At 73.4% G+C, this 18,891-nt stretch carries 15 protein-coding genes; 11 read left to right on the top strand and 4 right to left on the bottom strand.

Annotation, left to right across the window (positions count from 1 at the left end; genetic code table 11):
- Positions 1-65 precede the first annotated feature (65 nt).
- The gene (locus ACZ6D7_RS35385; RefSeq protein ID WP_469500003.1) at positions 66-1,766 is read left to right on the top strand and encodes a proline--tRNA ligase; all 1,701 of its coding nucleotides are present in this window, start codon (positions 66-68) and stop codon (positions 1,764-1,766) included.
- Positions 1,767-1,838: 72 nt separating this feature from the next.
- On the opposite strand, the gene ACZ6D7_RS35380 is transcribed toward ACZ6D7_RS35385, so the two are convergent.
- Entirely contained in the window at positions 1,839-2,456 is a 618-nt protein-coding gene (locus ACZ6D7_RS35380; protein WP_469500001.1) for a hypothetical protein, read from the bottom strand.
- Between the two features lie 20 nt (positions 2,457-2,476).
- Between ACZ6D7_RS35380 and ACZ6D7_RS35375 the strand changes: the two genes are divergently transcribed.
- A complete protein-coding gene (locus tag ACZ6D7_RS35375) occupies positions 2,477-3,616 on the top strand; it encodes a ferredoxin (protein WP_469499999.1) in 1,140 nt (379 codons plus the stop codon).
- A 37-nt stretch (positions 3,617-3,653) separates the two neighbouring features.
- Here the strand turns inward: ACZ6D7_RS35375 and ACZ6D7_RS35370 are convergent, their stop codons facing one another.
- From ACZ6D7_RS35370 to ACZ6D7_RS35360, 3 genes are read right to left on the bottom strand one after another with little or no spacing between them, the layout of a single operon-like run.
- Entirely contained in the window at positions 3,654-4,556 is a 903-nt protein-coding gene (locus ACZ6D7_RS35370) for an aminoglycoside phosphotransferase family protein (protein ID WP_469499997.1), read from the bottom strand.
- Between the two features lie 29 nt (positions 4,557-4,585).
- Entirely contained in the window at positions 4,586-5,062 is a 477-nt protein-coding gene (locus tag ACZ6D7_RS35365; RefSeq protein WP_469499995.1) for a ferritin-like domain-containing protein, read from the bottom strand.
- Complete coding sequence (locus ACZ6D7_RS35360; protein WP_469499994.1) at positions 5,059-5,685, bottom strand: hypothetical protein; 627 nt, start codon at positions 5,683-5,685, stop codon at positions 5,059-5,061. The genes ACZ6D7_RS35365 and ACZ6D7_RS35360 overlap by 4 nt, the downstream gene beginning before the upstream one ends.
- 228 nt (positions 5,686-5,913) lie before the next feature.
- Between ACZ6D7_RS35360 and rimP the strand changes: the two genes are divergently transcribed.
- The 9 genes from rimP (at position 5,914) to ACZ6D7_RS35315 (ending at position 18,739) form a co-directional block, all read left to right on the top strand.
- The gene (rimP, locus tag ACZ6D7_RS35355; protein ID WP_469499993.1) at positions 5,914-6,417 is read left to right on the top strand and encodes a ribosome maturation factor RimP; all 504 of its coding nucleotides are present in this window, start codon (positions 5,914-5,916) and stop codon (positions 6,415-6,417) included.
- Between the two features lie 2 nt (positions 6,418-6,419).
- Positions 6,420-7,406, top strand: coding sequence for a transcription termination factor NusA (gene nusA, locus ACZ6D7_RS35350; RefSeq protein ID WP_469499992.1), 987 nt, complete (start codon positions 6,420-6,422; stop codon positions 7,404-7,406).
- Positions 7,407-7,532: 126 nt separating this feature from the next.
- Positions 7,533-7,847, top strand: a complete 315-nt coding sequence (locus ACZ6D7_RS35345) for a YlxR family protein (RefSeq protein WP_469499991.1) — start codon at positions 7,533-7,535, stop codon at positions 7,845-7,847.
- Between the two features lie 148 nt (positions 7,848-7,995).
- Entirely contained in the window at positions 7,996-11,082 is a 3,087-nt protein-coding gene (infB, locus tag ACZ6D7_RS35340; protein ID WP_469499989.1) for a translation initiation factor IF-2, read from the top strand.
- An 857-nt stretch (positions 11,083-11,939) separates the two neighbouring features.
- Positions 11,940-12,233 carry a DUF503 domain-containing protein gene (locus ACZ6D7_RS35335; RefSeq protein WP_469500102.1) on the top strand — a complete coding sequence of 98 codons (294 nt, stop codon included), beginning with the start codon at positions 11,940-11,942 and terminating at the stop codon, positions 12,231-12,233.
- Positions 12,234-12,319: 86 nt separating this feature from the next.
- The gene (gene rbfA / locus ACZ6D7_RS35330; RefSeq protein WP_469499987.1) at positions 12,320-12,769 is read left to right on the top strand and encodes a 30S ribosome-binding factor RbfA; all 450 of its coding nucleotides are present in this window, start codon (positions 12,320-12,322) and stop codon (positions 12,767-12,769) included.
- Complete coding sequence (gene truB / locus ACZ6D7_RS35325) at positions 12,766-13,671, top strand: tRNA pseudouridine(55) synthase TruB (RefSeq protein WP_469499985.1); 906 nt, start codon at positions 12,766-12,768, stop codon at positions 13,669-13,671. The genes rbfA and truB overlap by 4 nt, the downstream gene beginning before the upstream one ends.
- Positions 13,672-13,911: 240 nt before the next feature.
- Positions 13,912-17,646 (top strand): trypsin-like peptidase domain-containing protein, encoded by a 3,735-nt coding sequence (locus ACZ6D7_RS35320; RefSeq protein WP_469499983.1) that lies wholly within the window; start codon positions 13,912-13,914, stop codon positions 17,644-17,646.
- A gap of 139 nt (positions 17,647-17,785) precedes the next feature.
- Entirely contained in the window at positions 17,786-18,739 is a 954-nt protein-coding gene (locus ACZ6D7_RS35315) for a bifunctional riboflavin kinase/FAD synthetase (RefSeq protein ID WP_469499981.1), read from the top strand.
- Positions 18,740-18,891 lie beyond the last annotated feature (152 nt).

Below are 18,891 nucleotides of genomic sequence, written 5' to 3'. Positions count from 1 at the left end.
ACACCCTCCCCCACTCTCGGCCGCGCTCGAGCGGGGGGACCCCCATCGGCAGGAGTACGAGAACCATGGCGAACGCACCGGTCCAGCGCATGTCCCAGTTGATGGCGAAGACCCTGCGCGACGACCCGGCGGACGCCGAGGTGCTCAGCCACAAGCTCCTGGTCCGCGCCGGCTACGTCCGCCGCACGGCCGCCGGCATCTGGAGCTGGCTGCCCCTCGGCAAGAAGGTGCTCGCCAACGTCGAGCGCATCGTCCGCGAGGAGATGGACGCGATCGGCGCCCAGGAGGTGCTGCTCCCCGCCCTGCTGCCGAGGGAGCCCTACGAGGCGACCGGCCGCTGGGAGGAGTACGGCGCCGAGCTGTTCCGGCTCAACGACCGCAGGGGCGGCGACTACCTCCTCGGCCCCACCCACGAGGAGATCTTCACCCTGCTGGTCAAGGACCAGTGCACGTCCTACAAGGACCTGCCGGTCATCCTCTACCAGATCCAGACCAAGTTCCGTGACGAGGCCCGCCCCCGCGCCGGCATCCTGCGCGGCCGCGAGTTCCTCATGAAGGACTCGTACTCCTTCGACACGGAGGACGAGGGCCTCGCCCAGTCCTACGCCCTGCACCGCCAGGCCTACCAGCGCGTCTTCGAGCGCCTCGGCCTCGACTACCGCATCTGCGCCGCCACCGCCGGCGCCATGGGCGGCTCCAAGTCGGAGGAGTTCCTCGCCCCCGCCGAGGCCGGCGAGGACACCTTCGCCGACTGCCCGAACTGCGACTTCGCCGCCAACACCGAGGCGATCACGTACGAGCTGAAGCCGGTGGACGCCGAGGGCGTGCCCGCGCTCGAGGAGATCCCGACCCCGGACACCCCGACCATCGAGACCCTCGCCGCCCACCTCGGCGTCCCGGCCTCCGCCACGCTGAAGAACCTCCTCGTGAAGGTCGACGGCGAGATCGTGGCCGTCGGCGTCCCCGGCGACCGCGAGGTCGACATGGGCAAGGTCGAGGCGCACTTCGCCCCGGCCGCCGTCGAGCTGGTGACGGCGGAGGACTTCGCGGACCGGGCGGACCTGGTCCGCGGGTACGTAGGCCCGCAGGGCCTGGAGAAGGTCACCTACATCGCCGACCCGCGCGTGGCGCCCGGCACCTCCTGGATCACCGGCGCCAACAAGGAGGGCATGCACGCGAAGAACGTCGTCGCGGGCCGTGACTTCGAGGTCGGCACGTACGTCGACGTCGTGGTCGTCCAGGAGGGCGACCCCTGCCCGAAGTGCGGCACCGGCCTCAAGCTCGACCGCGCCATCGAGATCGGCCACATCTTCCAGCTCGGCCGCAAGTACGCGGACGCCCTGAAGCTCGACGTCCTCGGCCAGAACGGCAAGCCGGTCCGCGTCACCATGGGCTCCTACGGCATCGGCGTCTCCCGCGCGGTCGCGGCCCTCGCCGAGCAGAGCGCCGACGACAAGGGCCTGTGCTGGCCGGCCGAGGTCGCCCCGGCCGACGTGCACGTGGTCGCCGCCGGCAAGGCCCTCCAGACCGAGCTGGCGCTGGAGGTCTCCGAGAAGCTCCGGGCGGCCGGACTGCGCGTCCTGGTCGACGACCGCGCCGGTGTCTCCCCGGGGGTGAAGTTCACCGACTCCGAGCTGATCGGCGTACCGAAGATCCTGGTGGCGGGCCGCCGTTCGGCCGAGGGCGTCCTGGAGCTGAAGGACCGTCGCACCGGCGAGCGCGAGGAGCTGACGGTGGACGAGGCGATCGCCCGCCTCACCGCCTGATCCGCACCCCTGATCCACACCGCCTGATTTAAAGGATCGTCCCAGGGAGTTCTGTCGCGGCGCATGGGCGCCTCACAGACTTCTCTCAGGCCGTTCCCCGACCGTAGTGCGTGACAGAACGTCACTACGGAGGGGAACGGTCATGGCGACCAGGGAAGAGGAGCGGGGGGCCGCGGCGGCGGTCCGCAGAGGCGCGCGACGGACGGCGGCCCTCGCCGCGGCGATCACGCTGGCGGGGGCGGCGGGCGTGTTCGCCCTGATCGGCACGATGCAGGCGGACGCGAGCACGACGGCGAGCAGCAGCGGCTCCGGATCCGGCTCCAGCGCAAGCTCCAGCACGAGCGGCACGGACACCTCGTCGAGCAGCTCGTCCACGGACAGCGGCTCCTCGTCGGACGACTCCGCCGGCTCCGACTCCACCGGCTCCGACTCGTCGTCGTCCGACAGCTCAGACAGCTCAGACAGCTCAGACAGCTCCAGCAGTTCCGACAGCTCCAGCAGTTCCGACAGCTCCAGTGGTCTCACCTCCTCCTCCGGCGGTTCCGCCGACTCCACCTCGGGGGCGTCGTGATGACCACCCCGCCGCGCACCACCGCCGCCACCGAGTGGCGTGCCCTCGGGACCACCGTCCGGCTCGTCGTCACCGACCCGGCCCTGCTGGACTCCTGCAACCTGCTCCTCGTCCGCCACCTCGCCGAGGTCGACGCGGCGTGCAGCCGCTTCCGTCCCGACTCCGAACTGGCCGCCCTCGACACCACCGCCGGACGTCCGGTCCGCGTGAGCCCCCTGCTGGCCGAGGCCCTCGCCGCGCGACCTGGCTGGAATCCGCCCTCGCCCAGCGCACCGCCGACCCGCTGCCGGTCAAGGTCGTCCGGCTGCCGAAGTCCTTCCTCTCCGGCCAGGCCTCGGCCCTCGCGCGGTACGTCTCCGCCGGCGCGGCCCTGCCCGCCCACCAGCGCCCGCCGGTCCGGGAACACGGGGTGCACCGCGCCCCCACCCTCGTGCAGAACGTCGAGACCCTCGCCCACCTCGCGCTGATCGCCCGCTACGGCGCCGACTGGTACCGCACGGCGGGCACCCCGGCCCAGCCGGGCAGCGCCCTGTGCACGGTCCACGTCGCCGGACACGAACCCCGGGTCGTGGAGGCCCCGTGCGGCCTGCCGCTCGCCCGACTGCTGCCCCTTCAGGGCGCCTCGGCGGTCCTCGTCGGCGGCTACCACGGCACCTGGATCCCGGCCCCGGAGGCGGCCCGACTCACCGTCGACGCGACCAATTTGGGCGCCGGCGTGCTGGTCGTCCTGCCCGCCGGCCGCTGCGGCCTCGCCGAGACCGCCCGCGTCCTGCGCCACCTCGCCCTGCAGTCGGCCGGACAGTGCGGCCCCTGCCTCAACGGCCTGCCCCGCATCGCCACCGCGTTCCGCACCCTCGCCAGCCCCGGCCCGCAGGGCGCCGTCCGCACCGACCTCACCCGCTGGTCCGGCCTCGTCGAGGGCCGCGGCGCCTGCCACCACCCCGACGGCACGGTCCGCCTGGTCCGCAGCGCCCTCACGACCTTGCCACCGAGATCGACACCCATGCCCACGGCCACTGCACGGCGACCGACCACACCCCGCTGCTGCCCGTCCCGGAGGACCGGAACTGACATGGACCAGCACACGGCGATCGACATCGACCGGACCACCTGCCAGGGCCACGGCCTGTGCGCGGAACTCCTGCCGGACCACATCACCCTGGACGAGTGGGGCTACCCCCTGGTGGACGGCGCCCCCGTCCCGGCCCGCACGGTCGGACGAGCCCGCAGAGCAGCATCGGACTGCCCGGTCCTGGCCCTGAAACTCACGTCGACATGAGCCCCCGAGCCCCCGAGATGCCGAGGCCCCGAGGCCCCTAGAGCCACCCGGCGAACTCCAGCAGCAGCTCGGCATCCTTGGGCCGCCCGACCCTGCGCGCCCGGACCCCCGACTCCACGGCCCGGAACAGCGTCCACCCCCGCACCCGCTCCTGATCCAGCTCCAACGACTCCGCCAGCTTCCGCACCCGCCGCCGCGTGGTGGCCGCCCCCGAAGGGGAGGCGATCAGATCCTCCACCCGGTCCCGCACCAGCCGCGCCAGATCGAAGGCACACTCCCCGACCACCGGATCCGGCCCCACCACCAGCCACGGCGTCCGCTCACCCGCGAGCACCTTGCTCTGCCGGAACGTCCCGTGCAGCAACCGCTCCTCCGGCGGCGCGGCCAACAGGTCCTCCCGGGCCGCGAGCGCGGCATCGACCAGGGCGCCCACCTCGGCGTCCGCACTCGCCCGCATCGCCTCCGCCTGCCGCCCGGTCCGCTCGGCCACGCTCTCGAAGGAGTACGCGCCACGGCCGGCCGGTGGCTCCACCCACAGCCGCCGCAACGTCCCCGCCGCCTCCAGCAGCGCCTTCGCCTCCGGCAGCGACCGCACCGACACATCCGGATGCAGCCGTTCGAGCAGCAGCGCCCCCTCCGTCACCGGCCCGCCCAGCAGTTGGACGGCGCCCAGGCCGTCCCAGTGCGCCAGCGCGGCCCGCTCCGCCTCCGGCCGGAACCGGGGCGGCGCCAGCTTCAGGACGGCGGGTGTCCCGTCCGCGCGCCGCACCAGCACGACCAGACTGGTCCGGCCACCCGGCACCTGGGTCCGCTCGACGGTCAACTCGCCGAGAGCGACGGCCTGTTGGGCCGTCTCGGACAGCTTCCCCAGCCAGTCGTCACCGTCGGGCGCGGTCTCCCCGAGTGCCCGCACCAGACGCTGTGGCGGTTCGAAAGCCATGCGCGAGTCGTTCCCTTCCGTCTCCCCGGTCACGCGGGAGGTGTCGCCGAGGCCCCGGCGGCGGCCGACTTGGTGCCGGCCCGCTCGGCGAGACCAGGGAAGGCTACGCTTCCGCCGCGCCAGCGCACCGCCCGCACCGCCGCCTCGCGCAATGCCCCCGCGGCCTCCCGGCGCCGCGCGCCCGAGGCCGCCCGCACCAGGTCCGAGTACACCCCGGCCACCCGGTCCTCCAGTTGGGCGGCGAGCCGTACCGCCGACGCGGCGTCCGCCACCGGGAACGGCAGCGCGTACGCGGCGCTCGCGGCGGCCGGATCGGCGCCCAGCTCGCGCACCTCGCGCACCAGCGCGTCCCGGCGAGCCCGGTGCGCGTCGTACGCCCCCTTGGCCTCCGTGCGCCGGGCCTCACCGATCCGCCCGCCGACCACGCCGTACCCGTACACCGCGGCGTGCTCGGCCGCCAGCGCCGCCTGGAGCGCCGTCAGTTCCGCCGCGGTCGCCTTGCTCATCGAGCCCCCTCCGTCAGCAGGTACGCGTGGGCGGCGCCGGCCGCCGCCACCGAGGCCAGCAGCCGGGCCAGCTCGCCCGGGACGTCCACCAGCGCCGCCGCCCTGCGGTCCGCGAGCGCCCGCTCGGCGGCGGCCAGACCGGCCAGGGCGTCCTTCTCGGTCGTCGGCGCGCCCGCGGACGGGGAGGCGGAGGTGGACGCGGAAGAGGAAGCGGCGGAGGTGGAGACGGAGGGAGAGGCCGACGGAGCGGCCGACGGAGAGGCCGAGGCCGAGGACGAGGGAGAGACGGAGGACGAGGGGGAGACGGAGGGGGAAGCCTTGGTGGTGCCCCCGAACGCCTCCACGTGCCGGACGACCTCCGCCCGCAGCGGTGCGAGCCGCTTCGTGAGCGCCGGATGGGTGGCCAGGACGGCGTCGTACCGCTCGATCAGCCCGTCGCTCTCCTGTGCCGCACGCGTGCGTGTCCGCTCGGTGACCGACGGAGCGCCGCCCGCGCTCTCCTCCTCGGGGCCCCCCGAGCCGGACGACGAGCAGCCCACGAGCAGCGCGGCGCCGGCGGCCGACGCGAGCAGGGTTCTTCTGCGCGGCCCCGAGGGGGTGCGCGGCGGGAGGGGGAACGGCACGGCAGACGTCCTCGGGGAACTCGTACGAAAGAAACACCAAGAAGGGCGGCAGGCCCGTGATCACCGTACCCGCGCACCGGTGCGGCATCACTCAGCGGCACCGCCCCGGCGAGCTCCCGGCCACCCTGCCGTGCACGGGTGGACGGCAACACACCCTGCGACCGGATACCCTTTGACCAGACACGCGACCCATCCCACAACAGCACACGCGGCCGAGGAGTCACCCGGATGAGCACCACCCAGAGCGAGAGGCTGCGAGAGCTCCTGGAACCGCTCGTCGCCTCTCAGGGCCTGGATCTCGAAGAGATCGCCGTGGACTCCGTCGGACGCAAGCGTGTGCTGCGTGTCGTCGTCGACTCCGACACCGGGGCCGACCTGGACCAGATCGCCGATGTGAGCCGCGCGCTCTCGGCGAAGCTGGACGAGAGCGACGCGATGGGCGAGGGCGAGTACACCCTCGAGGTCGGCACCCCGGGCGCGGAGCGCGCCCTCACCGAACACCGGCACTACGTGCGTGCCACGGACCGGCTGGTCAGGTTCCAGCTGGCCGAGGGCGGCGAGCTGGTCGCCAGGATCCTGAACGTCGACGACGACGGCCTCGACCTCGAGGTGCCCGGCGTGAAGGGCCGCAAGGCCACGACCCGCAGAGTCGCCTTCCCCGAGATCGAGAAGGCCCGCGTGCAGGTCGAGTTCAACCGCAAGGACAAGGACGAGAAGGAAGAGGAGGCGTAGCCGTGGACATCGACATGAGTGCCCTGCGGGGCTTGGTACGGGAGAAGGAGATCTCCTTCCCCCTGCTGGTCGAGGCGATCGAGGCGGCCCTCCTCATCGCCTACCACCGCACCGAGGGAAGCCGCCGACACGCGCGCGTGGAGCTCAACCGGGAGACCGGGCATGTGACCGTGTGGGCGAAGGAGGACCCGGAGGACCTCGAGGAGGGCCAGGAGCCCCGCGAGTTCGACGACACCCCGTCTGGCTTCGGCCGTATCGCCGCCACCACCGCCAAGCAGGTGATCCTGCAGCGGCTGCGCGACGCCGAGGACGACGCGACGCTCGGCGAGTACGCCGGCCGCGAGGGCGACATCGTCACCGGAGTGGTCCAGCAGGGCCGCGACCCGAAGAACGTGCTCGTGGACATCGGCAAGCTGGAGGCCATCCTGCCGGTGCAGGAGCAGGTCCCGGGCGAGGCGTACCAGCACGGCACGCGGCTGCGGTCGTACGTCGTCCGGGTGGCGAAGGGTGTGCGCGGTCCCTCGGTCACGCTTTCGCGTACCCACCCCAATCTGGTGAAGAAGCTGTTCGCGCTGGAGGTGCCGGAGATCGCCGACGGGTCCGTCGAGATCGCCGCCATCGCCCGCGAGGCCGGCCATCGCACCAAGATCGCCGTACGGTCCACCCGTTCGGGCCTGAACGCCAAGGGCGCCTGCATCGGCCCCATGGGCGGCCGGGTGCGCAACGTCATGGGCGAGCTGAACGGCGAGAAGATCGACATCGTCGACTGGTCGGACGATCCGGCCGAGATGGTGGCCAACGCGCTGTCCCCGGCCCGGGTTTCCAAGGTCGAGGTGGTGGACCTGGCGGCCCGCTCCGCGCGCGTGACGGTGCCGGACTACCAGCTGTCGCTGGCGATCGGCAAGGAGGGGCAGAACGCCCGCCTCGCCGCCCGTCTGACCGGCTGGCGGATCGACATCCGACCGGACACGGAGCAGACGCCGGAGTGAGCCCGTCCGCCGGCTGGGGAATAGATCCCAGCCGTCGGCCCGCTTAGATCACGTCAGATGTATCGCGGCAACTGTTCGAATCCTGCCCCAAAGGGGTGAGGTGGCCGCGGGGAGGTAGACTTAGCTGTGTCTGGCCGGACGCACGCCGGAGCATGCCCTGAACGCACCTGTGTGGGGTGCCGGGAGCGGGCGGCCAAGACGGATCTGCTGCGCATCGTGGCGATCGGGGGCGCATGCGCCCCCGATCCTCGCGGTACGCTGCCCGGCCGGGGTGCGTATGTACACCCCGCTCTGGTCTGTCTCGACCAGGCGGTACGCCGGCGAGCGTTCACGAGGGCTTTGCGCGCCCCGGGAGCGCTCGACACAAAGGCGTTGCGCCAGTACGTCGAGCAGACGACAGTTGCCGACCAGGCAACAGTTGCCGATCAGGCGACACCGTAAGAAGCGTCGTGCGGAGCACCCGCGCGGCTCAGGTACCCCGCGAGTTGGAAGTAGGTCGAGATTGCGATGAGCACTCGATGAGCACGCGATGAGTACGCCCATGAAGTAGCGACGGTCCGGACGCAAACCCGGACCTAAAAGGAGCGAAGTGGCTAAGGTCCGGGTATACGAACTCGCCAAGGAGTTCGGGGTGGAGAGCAAGGTCGTCATGGCCAAGCTCCAAGAACTCGGTGAATTCGTCCGTTCGGCGTCTTCGACCATCGAAGCGCCCGTAGTCCGCAAACTGACTGACGCCTTCCAGGGCGGCGGCAAGTCCGCCAAGTCCGCCCCGCGCAAGGCCGCCCCCAAGCCCGGCGCGCCCTCACCGGCGCAGTCGGCCCGTCCGGCCGCCCCGCGGCCGCCGGCCCCCAAGCCTCCCGTGGCCCAGACTCCCGCGGCTCCCGCGGCTCCGGTGACCCCGGCGGCGCCCTCCGCGCCGGCCCCCGGCCCGCGTCCGGTCCCGGGTCCCAAGCCCGCGCCGCGTCCGGCCCCGGCCGCCCCGGAGTTCACCGCTCCGCCGGCGCCCCCGGCCGCCCCGTCCGCGCCGCGTCCGGCCGCCGCCCAGGGACCGCGCCCCGGCGCGCCCCGCCCCGGCGGTCGTCCCGGTGGTCCCGGTCAGGGTCAGCAGGACCGTGGTCAGGACCGTCGTCCGGCCGCGCAGGGTCAGCGTCCCGGCGGTGCCGGCGCGCCCCGTCCGGGCGGTGCCCGTCCGGCCGGTCCGCGTCCGGGCAACAACCCCTTCACGTCCGGCGGCAACGCCGGTATGGCCCGTCCGCAGGCCCCTCGTCCGCAGGGCGCCCCGCGTCCCGGCGGCCCCGGTGCCCCCGGCGGCGGTCCCCGTCCGCAGACGCCCGGCGCCCAGGGCGGCGGTCCTCGTCCGCAGGCTCCGGGCGGCTCGCGTCCCTCGCCGTCGGGCATGCCCCGTCCGCAGGGTGCCGGCCCCGGTGGCCCGCGTCCCGGCGGTCCGCGTCCGAACCCCGGCATGATGCCGCAGCGTCCCGCTGCGGGCCCGCGTCCCGGCGGTGGCCCCGGCGGCCGCGGTCCGGGCGGCGGCGGTGCCGGTCGTCCCGGCGGCGGTCGTCCCGGTGGCGGCGGCGGCTTCGCCGGTCGTCCGGCCGGTCCCGGTGGCGGCGCCCGTCCGGGTGGCGGCGGCGGTTTCGCCGGTCGTCCCGGTGGCGGTGGCCCCGGCGGCGGTGGCGGCGGCTTCGGTGGCGGCGGTGGCCGTCCCGGCTTCGGCGGTCGTCCCGGCGGTCCCGGTGGCCGTGGTGGCACGCAGGGTGCGTTCGGCCGTCCCGGCGGTCCGGCGCGTCGTGGCCGCAAGTCGAAGCGTCAGAGGCGCCAGGAGTACGAGGCCATGCAGGCCCCGTCGGTCGGCGGTGTGATGCTGCCGCGCGGCAACGGCGAGACGATCCGTCTCTCCCGCGGCGCGTCGCTCACCGACTTCGCGGAGAAGATCAACGCCAACCCGGCGTCGCTCGTCGCGGTCATGATGAACCTCGGCGAGATGGTCACCGCGACCCAGTCCGTCTCCGACGAGACGCTCCACCTCCTTGCCGGCGAGATGAACTACGAGGTTCAGGTCGTCAGCCCGGAGGAGGAGGACCGCGAGCTGCTCGAGTCCTTCGACATCGAGTTCGGCGAGGACGAGGGCGACGAGGACGACCTGGTGGTCCGTCCCCCGGTCGTCACCGTCATGGGTCACGTCGACCACGGTAAGACCCGCCTGCTCGACGCCATCCGCAAGACGAACGTCATCGCGGGCGAGGCCGGTGGCATCACCCAGCACATCGGTGCCTACCAGGTCTCGACCCAGGTCAACGACGAGGACCGCGCGATCACCTTCATCGACACCCCGGGTCACGAGGCGTTCACCGCCATGCGTGCCCGTGGTGCCCGGTCGACGGACATCGCGATCCTGGTCGTCGCGGCCAACGACGGCGTCATGCCGCAGACGGTCGAGGCGCTCAACCACGCCAAGGCGGCCGACGTCCCGATCGTCGTCGCGGTCAACAAGATCGACGTCGAAGGTGCCGACCCGACCAAGGTGCGCGGTCAGCTGACCGAGTACGGCCTGGTGGCCGAGGAGTACGGCGGCGACACGATGTTCGTCGACATCTCCGCCAAGCAGGGTCTGCACATCGACTCGCTGCTGGAGGCCGTGATCCTCACGGCCGACGCCTCGCTCGACCTGCGGGCCAACCCGAACCAGGACGCGCAGGGCATCTCGATCGAGTCCCGTCTCGACCGCGGCCGTGGTGCCGTGGCGACGGTCCTCGTCCAGCGAGGCACGCTGCGGGTCGGCGACACGATGGTCGTGGGCGACGCCTACGGCCGAGTGCGCGCCATGCTCGACGACAACGGCAACAACGTGGCCGAGGCCGGTCCGTCTACGCCGGTCCAGGTCCTGGGTCTGACCAACGTCCCGGGCGCCGGCGACAACTTCCTCGTGGTCGAGGAGGACCGTACGGCCCGCCAGATCGCCGAGAAGCGTGCGGCCCGCGAGCGCAACGCCGCCTTCGCGAAGCGCACGCGCAGGTTCTCCCTGGAGAACCTGGACGCGGCGCTGAAGGCCGGCGAGGTCCAGCAGCTGAACCTGATCATCAAGGGTGACGCTTCTGGTTCCGTCGAGGCCCTCGAGTCCTCGCTGCTCCAGCTGGACGTCGGCGAAGAGGTCGACATCCGCGTCCTGCACCGCGGTGTCGGTGCGGTCACGGAGTCGGACATCGACCTGGCCATGGGCTCGGACGCCATCGTCATCGGCTTCAACGTCCGTGCGGCCGGCCGTGCTCAGCAGATGGCCGAGCGCGAGGGCGTCGACGTCCGGTACTACTCGGTCATCTACCAGGCGATCGAGGAGATCGAGGCGGCCCTGAAGGGTCTGCTGAAGCCGGAGTACGAGGAGTTCGAGCTCGGTACGGCGGAGATCCGCGAGGTCTTCAAGTCGTCCAAGCTGGGCAACATCGCCGGTGTCCTCATCCGCTCGGGCGAGGTCAAGCGCAACACCAAGGCCCGACTCATCCGCGACGGCAAGGTCATCGCGGAGAACCTCAACATCGAGGGCCTGCGTCGCTTCAAGGACGACGTCACCGAGATCCGCGAAGGGTTCGAGGGCGGTATCAACCTCGGCAACTTCAACGACATCAAGATCGACGACGTCATCGCGACGTACGAGATGCGCGAGAAGCCGCGGGTGTAACACCCACGGTGTGTGCCGGCCGACCGGGGCTCGTCCCTGGCCGGCCGGCACACCGCCGTCTGCACCCACAAGCCTGACTGGCGAGGTACGGAACCTGATGTGGGGCGAGGCGCCGAGCCCTATGTGGGGTGAGGTGGCGAGCCTGATGTGGGGCGCGGTGCCGAATCCTGTGGGGTAGAGGTGGCGAACCTGATGTGGGGTGAGGTATCGAATCCGATGTGGGGTGCGGCCGAACCCGATGGTGGGTGGGTGCTTAGCCCGACGCGGGGTGGGTGCTGAGTCTGCTCCGGGTGGGCGTTGAGCCTGCTCCGGGCTGGTGCTGAGCTCGCTCCGAGTTGGTGCTGTGCCTGCTCCGGGCGGGCGTGGAGCCTGCTCCGGGTGGTCACCGAACCCGCTGCATGGTGGTCACTGAACCCGCTGCCGGGAGGGGTACTGAACGCGCTGCCGGATGAGGCACTGAGCCCGACAGGGTGCAGGCCGAGCCCGGCGAGGGTCCAGGCCGACCTCGGCGGGGTGCAGGGGCGGAGCCCCGACAGGGGTGCAGGGGACGGAGTCCCCGCTGGGGTCGGGGGCGCAGCCCCGGGGTGGGTCACCTCTTGTCCGACCGAGTCGGGTGGGTGGGTGGTGCAGGCCGGGTACTGGGCGGCGCCTTCGCGTGGAGCCCCGGGGTGGGTCACCTCTTGTCCGACCGAGTCGGGTGGGTGGGTGGGCGAATCCGGGTGCCGGGCGGAGCCACGCGCGCAGCGCCGGGAAACCCCGTCGAGACACGGTCAGGATCGGGGTACCGTTCTTGATGCCCCTGTCCCATACGGCCGACAGGGTCATCGATCCCGTACCGGCGGGTGAACCGGCTGTACATGTACGTGGGGACACTGTCCTTCGACCTGCTCCTCGGTGACATACGGTCGCTGAAGGAGAAGCGCTCCGTCGTCCGCCCCATCGTCGCCGAGCTCCAGCGCAAGTTCGCGGTGAGCGCGGCCGAGGTGGACCACCAGGACCTCCACCGCAGGGCCCGGATAGGCCTCGCCGTGGTGTCCGGGGACGCGGAGCACCTGACCGACGTACTGGACCGGTGCGAACGGCTCGTGGCCGGCCGCCCCGAGGTGGAGCTGCTGTCGGTCAGGCGCCGCATCCACGGCGAAGACGACTGACCTCAGAACGTCGACCGACCTCGGAACGTCGACTGACCTCAAGCACGCAGAGACACACGAAGCAAGGAAGAACGGGAGACGGACCAGTGGCCGACAACGCGCGCGCCAAGAGGCTGGCGGACCTCATCCGAGAGGTGGTGGCCCAGAAGCTACAGCGCGGGATCAAGGACCCGCGGCTCGGCTCCCACGTCACCATCACGGACACCAGGGTCACGGGCGACCTCAGGGAGGCGACCGTCTTCTACACCGTGTACGGGGACGAGGAGGAGCGGAATGCCGCCGCCGCGGGCCTGGAGAGCGCCAAGGGCATCCTCCGCTCCGAGGTCGGCCGCGCCGCCGGCGTGAAGTTCACGCCGACGCTGGCCTTCGTCGCCGACGCCCTTCCGGACAACGCCCGCACGATCGACGACCTGCTCGACAGGGCGCGTGCGGCCGACGAGAAGGTCCGCGAGGCGTCCGCGGGGGCGGGCTACGCCGGTGAGGCCGACCCGTACCGCAAGCCCGGTGACGACGAGACGGACGACACCGCCGAATGAAGCAGAAGCACACCGCGCCCGACGGCCTGGTCATCGTCGACAAGCCGTCGGGCTTCACCTCCCACGACGTCGTGGCCAAAATGCGCGGGATCGCCAGGACCCGCCGCGTCGGCCACGCCGGCACGCTCGACCCGATGGCGACGGGCGTCCTCGTCCTCGGTCTGGAGAAGGCGACCAAGCTCCTCGGTCACCTCGCCCTCACCGAGAAGGAGTACCTCGGCACGATCCGCCTCGGCCAGACGACCCTGACGGACGACGCGGAGGGCGAGATCACCGCCTCCGTGGACGCCTCCAAGGTCACCCGGGAGGCCGTCGACGCCGGCATCGCCAAGCTCAGCGGCGACATCATGCAGGTGCCGTCCAAGGTCAGCGCCATCAAGATCGACGGCGTCCGCTCGTACAAGCGGGCCAGGGACGGCGAGGACTTCGAGATCCCGGCCCGCCCGGTGACCATCTCCTCCTTCGCGGTGTACGACGTCCGTGACGCCGTCGCCGAGGACGGCACGCCCGTCCTGGACCTGGTCGTGTCGGTGGTCTGCTCCTCCGGCACCTACATCCGCGCCCTCGCCCGCGACCTGGGCGCGGACCTCGGCGTCGGCGGCCACCTCACGGCACTGCGCCGCACCCGCGTCGGCCCGTACAAGCTGGACGCCGCGAAGACGCTCGACCAGCTCCAGCAGGAGCTGAGCGTGATGCCGATCGCGGAGGCGGCCGCCGCGGCCTTCCCGCGCTGGGACGTGGACGCCAAGCGCGCCCGGCTGCTCACCAACGGCGTCCGCCTGGAGATGCCCGAGGAGTACGCGGGCGCCGGCCCCGTCGCCGTCTTCGACCCGGAGGGCCGCTTCCTGGCCCTCGTCGAGGAGCAGAAGGGCAAGGCCAAGAGCCTCGCCGTACTGAGCTGAGGGACTTGCCCGTGGAGCGGCGAACACGGGGTGTTCAATGTCGCCGCTCCACGGTCCCCCCTCGGTTCCCCCACCCCTAGGGTGTATCCAACGTCCCCGGTTCATTCACCCGTCCGGGCAGGCGCTCGGAGTGAACCGAGGGAGCGTGAGGGGGCGCGTTCGTCCCGAGATCTGTCCCGCTGATCATCTCGCCCCTACCGTCGAACGCAGGGCAGACGGGCGCGGCGGGGAGGTACGACGATGGCGGCACGGGGCCCGCGGACCGACGGCGGCCACCACTCACCCACCGCACCCCCGGGCGAGCCCACAGCCGCCCCGCCGACGGACCCTCCGGGCGCACCCCCGCCCGCTGACGCCTCCCTCGTCCGGATCCGCGACCTCGCCGGCCGCCCGCGCGGCACCGGCTTCGTCGCCGACCACCACGGCACGGTGATCACCAGCCACGAGGCCGTCGACGGTCTGCCCCGGCTCGTCCTGTACGCCGCCGGCGACCGCGGCTGTGTCGTGACCGCCGACGCGGTCACCCCGCTCCCGGAGCTGGACCTGGCCCTCGTACGCACCGAGGGCTTGGGCGCCCAGCCGCTGCCGGTGACCGTCCGGGAGGCCGTCGGGACGGGTACGTACGTCCGGCTGCCGGCCGGCTGCTGGCGCGAGGCGCGGGTGCTGGCGGAGACACCGGTGACGTACACGGCCACGGACCGCTTCCACCTCGTCGACGGCGCGCTGGAACTGGCGATCGGCACGGCGGGCCGGGACGCGCTGCGGCTGGGCGGCGGCGCGGCCGGGGGACCGGTGCTCGACGCCACGACCGGCGCCGTCGTGGCCGTCGTGGGCACCGCCCTCCAGTGCGGCGCCCGCGACGCGGGCTTCGCCGTCCCGCTGCGCCCCGCCACCGGCCCCCTCGCCGAGCTGCTCGCCCGCAACGCCTCGACGGTCCCCGCCTACGGCGCCGACCTCAACCTCGCCGGAGTCCTGGAACTCACCGCCACCTCGGTCGGCTCGGACGGCCCGCCGGGCACCCTCACCGGCTTCCTCGGCCGGACCGGCACCGAGGACCTCGGCCCCCACGCCGCGCCACGGCCGGTCGAACGCGCCGCACCCGCACGGGAGTTCGCCGCGTTCGCCGCGAGCCCCGCGACCGTCCTCGGCCTCGTCGGAGCCCCGGGCAGCGGCCGTACGACGGAACTCGCGGCGCTCGCGGCCCGCCGCAACCAGGGCACGGAGCCCGCGCCCACCCTGTGGCTGCGCGGAGCCGACCTGCGGGACGACGACGACTCGATCGCCGACGCGGCCCACCGGGCGCTGCACCGCGCGGCCCGGATCGTGACCGCGTCGACCGGGCTCTCCGCCACCGCCCTCGGGGACCTCGACCCCGCCCGTCTGGCCCGGCTCGCCCGCGCCGCCGGCCGCCCCCTGCTGCTCCTCCTCGACGGTCCTGAGGAGATGCCGCCGGTTCTCGCCCACCGGCTCTCCGAGTGGACGGAGGGCACGGCCCACTGGCTGCGGGACGCCGGGGCACGGCTGGTGGTGGCGTGCCGCGCGGAGTACTGGGAGCGGGCGGGGGCGGAGTTCCCGGCCGAGCTGCTGTACGGGGGCGGGGGAGCGACCGGGGACGGTACGGAGGGCGTCCCGGGGGACGGTACGGCGGGCGCCACGGTGGGCGGTTCGGGGGACGGCACGAGGGGCAGTTCGGGGGGTGCTTCCGGGGACGGCACGAGGGGCAGTTCGGGGGGTGCTTCCGGGGGTGCTTCGGGGGGTGTGCTGCCGGCCTGTGTCCGGCTCGGCGATCTCACCCCCGACGAGGCGCGCGAGGCACGGACCCGGTACGTCGTACCCGAGACCGCGCTCGCCGCGCCCGACGCCCGCCACCCCCTCACCCTCCGGCTCCTCGGCGAGATCCGCGCCGCCCTCCCGGCGGCCCCGCCCGCCGACCCCGCCGACCCCGTCGACCCCGTCGACCGCGACGACGTCTTCGCCGCCCACCTCGACCTGATGTGCCTGCGGGTCGCCGTCCGCCTCGCCGCCGAGAACGGTCTGCGCGGCACCGCCGTACGGCGGCTCGCGGCGAAGGTGGCCGGGCAGGTGCACGAGGCCGCCCGCCGCAGCCTCGGGCCCGGGCAGGGGGAGCTGGACCGGGCGTCGTTCGAGGCGGTGTTCCCGTGGGGCCCGGCTCCGGCCCGGCTCGGGGGCGGCACCGGCTGGGCGTCCGCCGTGCTCGCGGAGGGACTGCTGGTGCCCGCGGGCGGCGGCTACCGCTTCGCCCACGAGGAAGTGGCCGACTGGATCCAGGGCCTCCACCTCGACCTGGACGAGGCCCTGCGCGCCCTGGTCCACCGCCGCCGCACGCCCGACGGCGGGCACCCGCTCCCCGTCCCGCACCACCGCATCGGCCCCGTCGTCCAGGCCCTGCTGCTCCTCGGCCGCCACCAGGGCACCCGTCGGCTCGCCCGCCGGCTGGAGAAGCTGGCCCACGCCCTGCACGCCGACCCGGCCTCGTGGTGGGCCGCCCGGCTGCTCGCCGAGACCCTGCTGCGGGTCCCGGACGCGACCCCGTACGCCGGGGTCCTGCGGCTGCTCGCGGACCGCGTCGCGGAGGCGGGTGGAGGGGGAGCCGTCGCCGAGGGCGCGGGGGCGCTCCCTGAGTTCGGTCTCCCGGAGTTCGGCCCCGGCTTCTGGACGGGGCTCGCCCTCCCGTCCGACCTGCGCCTCGACCTCCTGCGCCGCCTGGTCCTCGCCGACACGGCCCCGCCCGACGCGGACGAACTCCGCGGCCCCCGCTACCTCGACGCCGTGGCCCGGCTCCTCGTCGCCCAGCCCACCACCGTCCAGGCGTGCCTCACCCGCTGGTTCGACGACGAGCGGCCGCTGCCCGCGGCGCCGCACGCGACCGTGGCGACCGCAGCGCAGGCGCTGCTGCACACCCACCGGCACCGGGCCCTGGACGACCTCACCGAGACCCTGGTCGGCTGCGCGCACCGGCGGGCCGACGAGCTGCTCGCCGTCCTCGCCGAGGAGGAGCCGTCGGCCCTGTGCCGGGCCGTCGACCGGTGGGCGCACGACGAACGCCCGGCCCGGCGCGTCGCGGCGGTGGCGTACGGGCTGCGCGCCGCACCGCACGTGCGGACGGACGCCGACCGCCGGCTGCTGCGCTACGCGGCCCTCGCCCTGCTCGCCCGCCCCGCCGACCGCACCCTGCACGCCGGTGCCCTCGGCCTCCTCGTACGGGACCCCGAGACCAGGGCCCGGTATCTGCCGCTGGCGCTCGAGCGGTTCGCGGCCGGTGATCCGCAGCTCCCGGCGGACGCGCTGCTGGCCGCGCTGGCCATCGATCCCGAGCCGGTGCTGGACGCCGTCCGGACCCGGCTGTGCCGCCCCGACGCGGGCGCGGGCCGTACGCTGCGCGCGCTCGCCGAGGTCACCACACCCGCGCTGGCCGGTCCGGTCGCCGCGCTCGTCCGGGAGGCGGTGCAGTGGCATCCGGAGGCCGCCGGGGACGTGGCCGCGTACGTCGACCGGCGCCTCGATCATGGCCCGGCCGCCCATGCCGTGCTGTTTCCGCTGGTCACGGGCCTGCTGGGCGAGGGTGGCCCGGAGCCGCTGCGGGCCGCCCTCGCCGCCGTGCTGGCCGTCCCCGGGGCGCCCGGCTCCCGGCCCCTGCGCCGCGAGCTGCTGGAGTTCCTCCTCCACCGTGAGCAGGCTCCGGCCGTCCTGGACGCCGTCCTGTACGCGGCCGCCCAGTGGAGCGGGGAGGAACTGCGCGCGCTGGTCCACCGCACCGGGCTGCTCCTCGTCCGGACGACGGAGGGCGCGACCCGTTTCGACCGGGGGCTCGTCGATCTGGGCCGCCATGTTCCCGGCTTCGCGGCGCAGGTGACGGGCTGGCTCACCGGGGCGCCGGGGGAGTGGGCGGCGGTGGTCGGGCCCAGCGCGCGGCGGACGCTGGAGAACCTGGCGGGGGTGCGGGTGCCCGCGTGAGCCGCGCGGGCGGCCCCTCAGCACGTGGGTCGAGTCACAGGCACCATGCCGATGCGAGCCGGGAGCACCCGGCATGGCACCCTTAGACCGCGTAAGAAGGCAACGATTTACACGGACACGGGTTCGAGGAGCGGTCACAGTGCAGCGCTGGCGTGGCTTGGAGGACATCCCCGAGGACTGGGGACGCAGCGTCGTCACCATCGGCTCCTACGACGGAGTCCACCGCGGACACCAGCTGATCATCCGGCACGCGGTGGACCGCGCCCGGGAACTGGGCGTCCCCGCCGTCGTCGTCACCTTCGACCCGCACCCCAGCGAGGTCGTCCGCCCCGGCAGCCACCCGCCGCTGCTCGCCCCGCACCACCGGCGCGCCGAGCTGATGGCGGAGCTGGGCGTCGACGCCGTGCTCATCCTTCCGTTCACCACGGAGTTCTCGAAGCTCTCGCCCGCCGAGTTCGTGGTGAAGGTCCTCGTCGACAAGCTGCACGCCAGGGCCGTCGTCGAGGGCCCGAACTTCCGCTTCGGCCACAAGGCCGCCGGGAACGTCGAGTTCCTCATCGAGCAGGGCAAGGTGTACGACTTCGAGGTCGAGGTCGTCGACCTGTACGTGCGCGGCGAGGCGGGCGGCGGCGAGCCGTTCTCCTCGACCCTGACCCGCCGCCTGGTCGCCGAGGGCGATCTCGCGGGCGCCGCCGAGATCCTGGGCCGGCCGCACCGCGTCGAGGGCGTCGTCGTGCGCGGCGCCCAGCGGGGACGGGAGCTGGGCTTCCCGACCGCCAACGTCGAGACCCTGCCGCACACCGCGATCCCGGCCGACGGCGTGTACGCCGGCTGGCTGCACGCGGGTGACGAGGCGATGCCGGCCGCGATCTCCGTCGGCACCAACCCGCAGTTCGACGGCACCGAGCGCACGGTCGAGGCGTACGCCATCGACCGCGTCGGCCTCGACCTGTACGGGCTGCACGTCGCCGTCGACTTCCTCGCCTTCGTGCGCGGCCAGGCCAAGTTCGAGTCCCTGGAGGGGCTGCTGGAGCAGATGGCGCTGGACGTGAAGCGCTGTCGGGAGCTGGTGGCAGCGGCGTCCGCGGAGTAGCGAGCGAAGCCCTCCGGGCGAACAACGACTGAGGGGGGGGGGGGGGGGGGGGGAAAAAGGGAGGCCCCCCCTCTTGTTTTTGTTTTTCTTTTGTGTGGGCCTTTTTTTGGGGGGGGGGGGGGGGGGGGGGGTGTGGGGTTGTGCTGTCGTCC

It is taken from the genome of Streptomyces sp. NPDC041784, assembly GCF_055591025.1.
The sequence above is the reverse complement of the archived record's forward strand: the minus strand, read 5'-3'. Positions and strand labels throughout refer to the sequence as shown.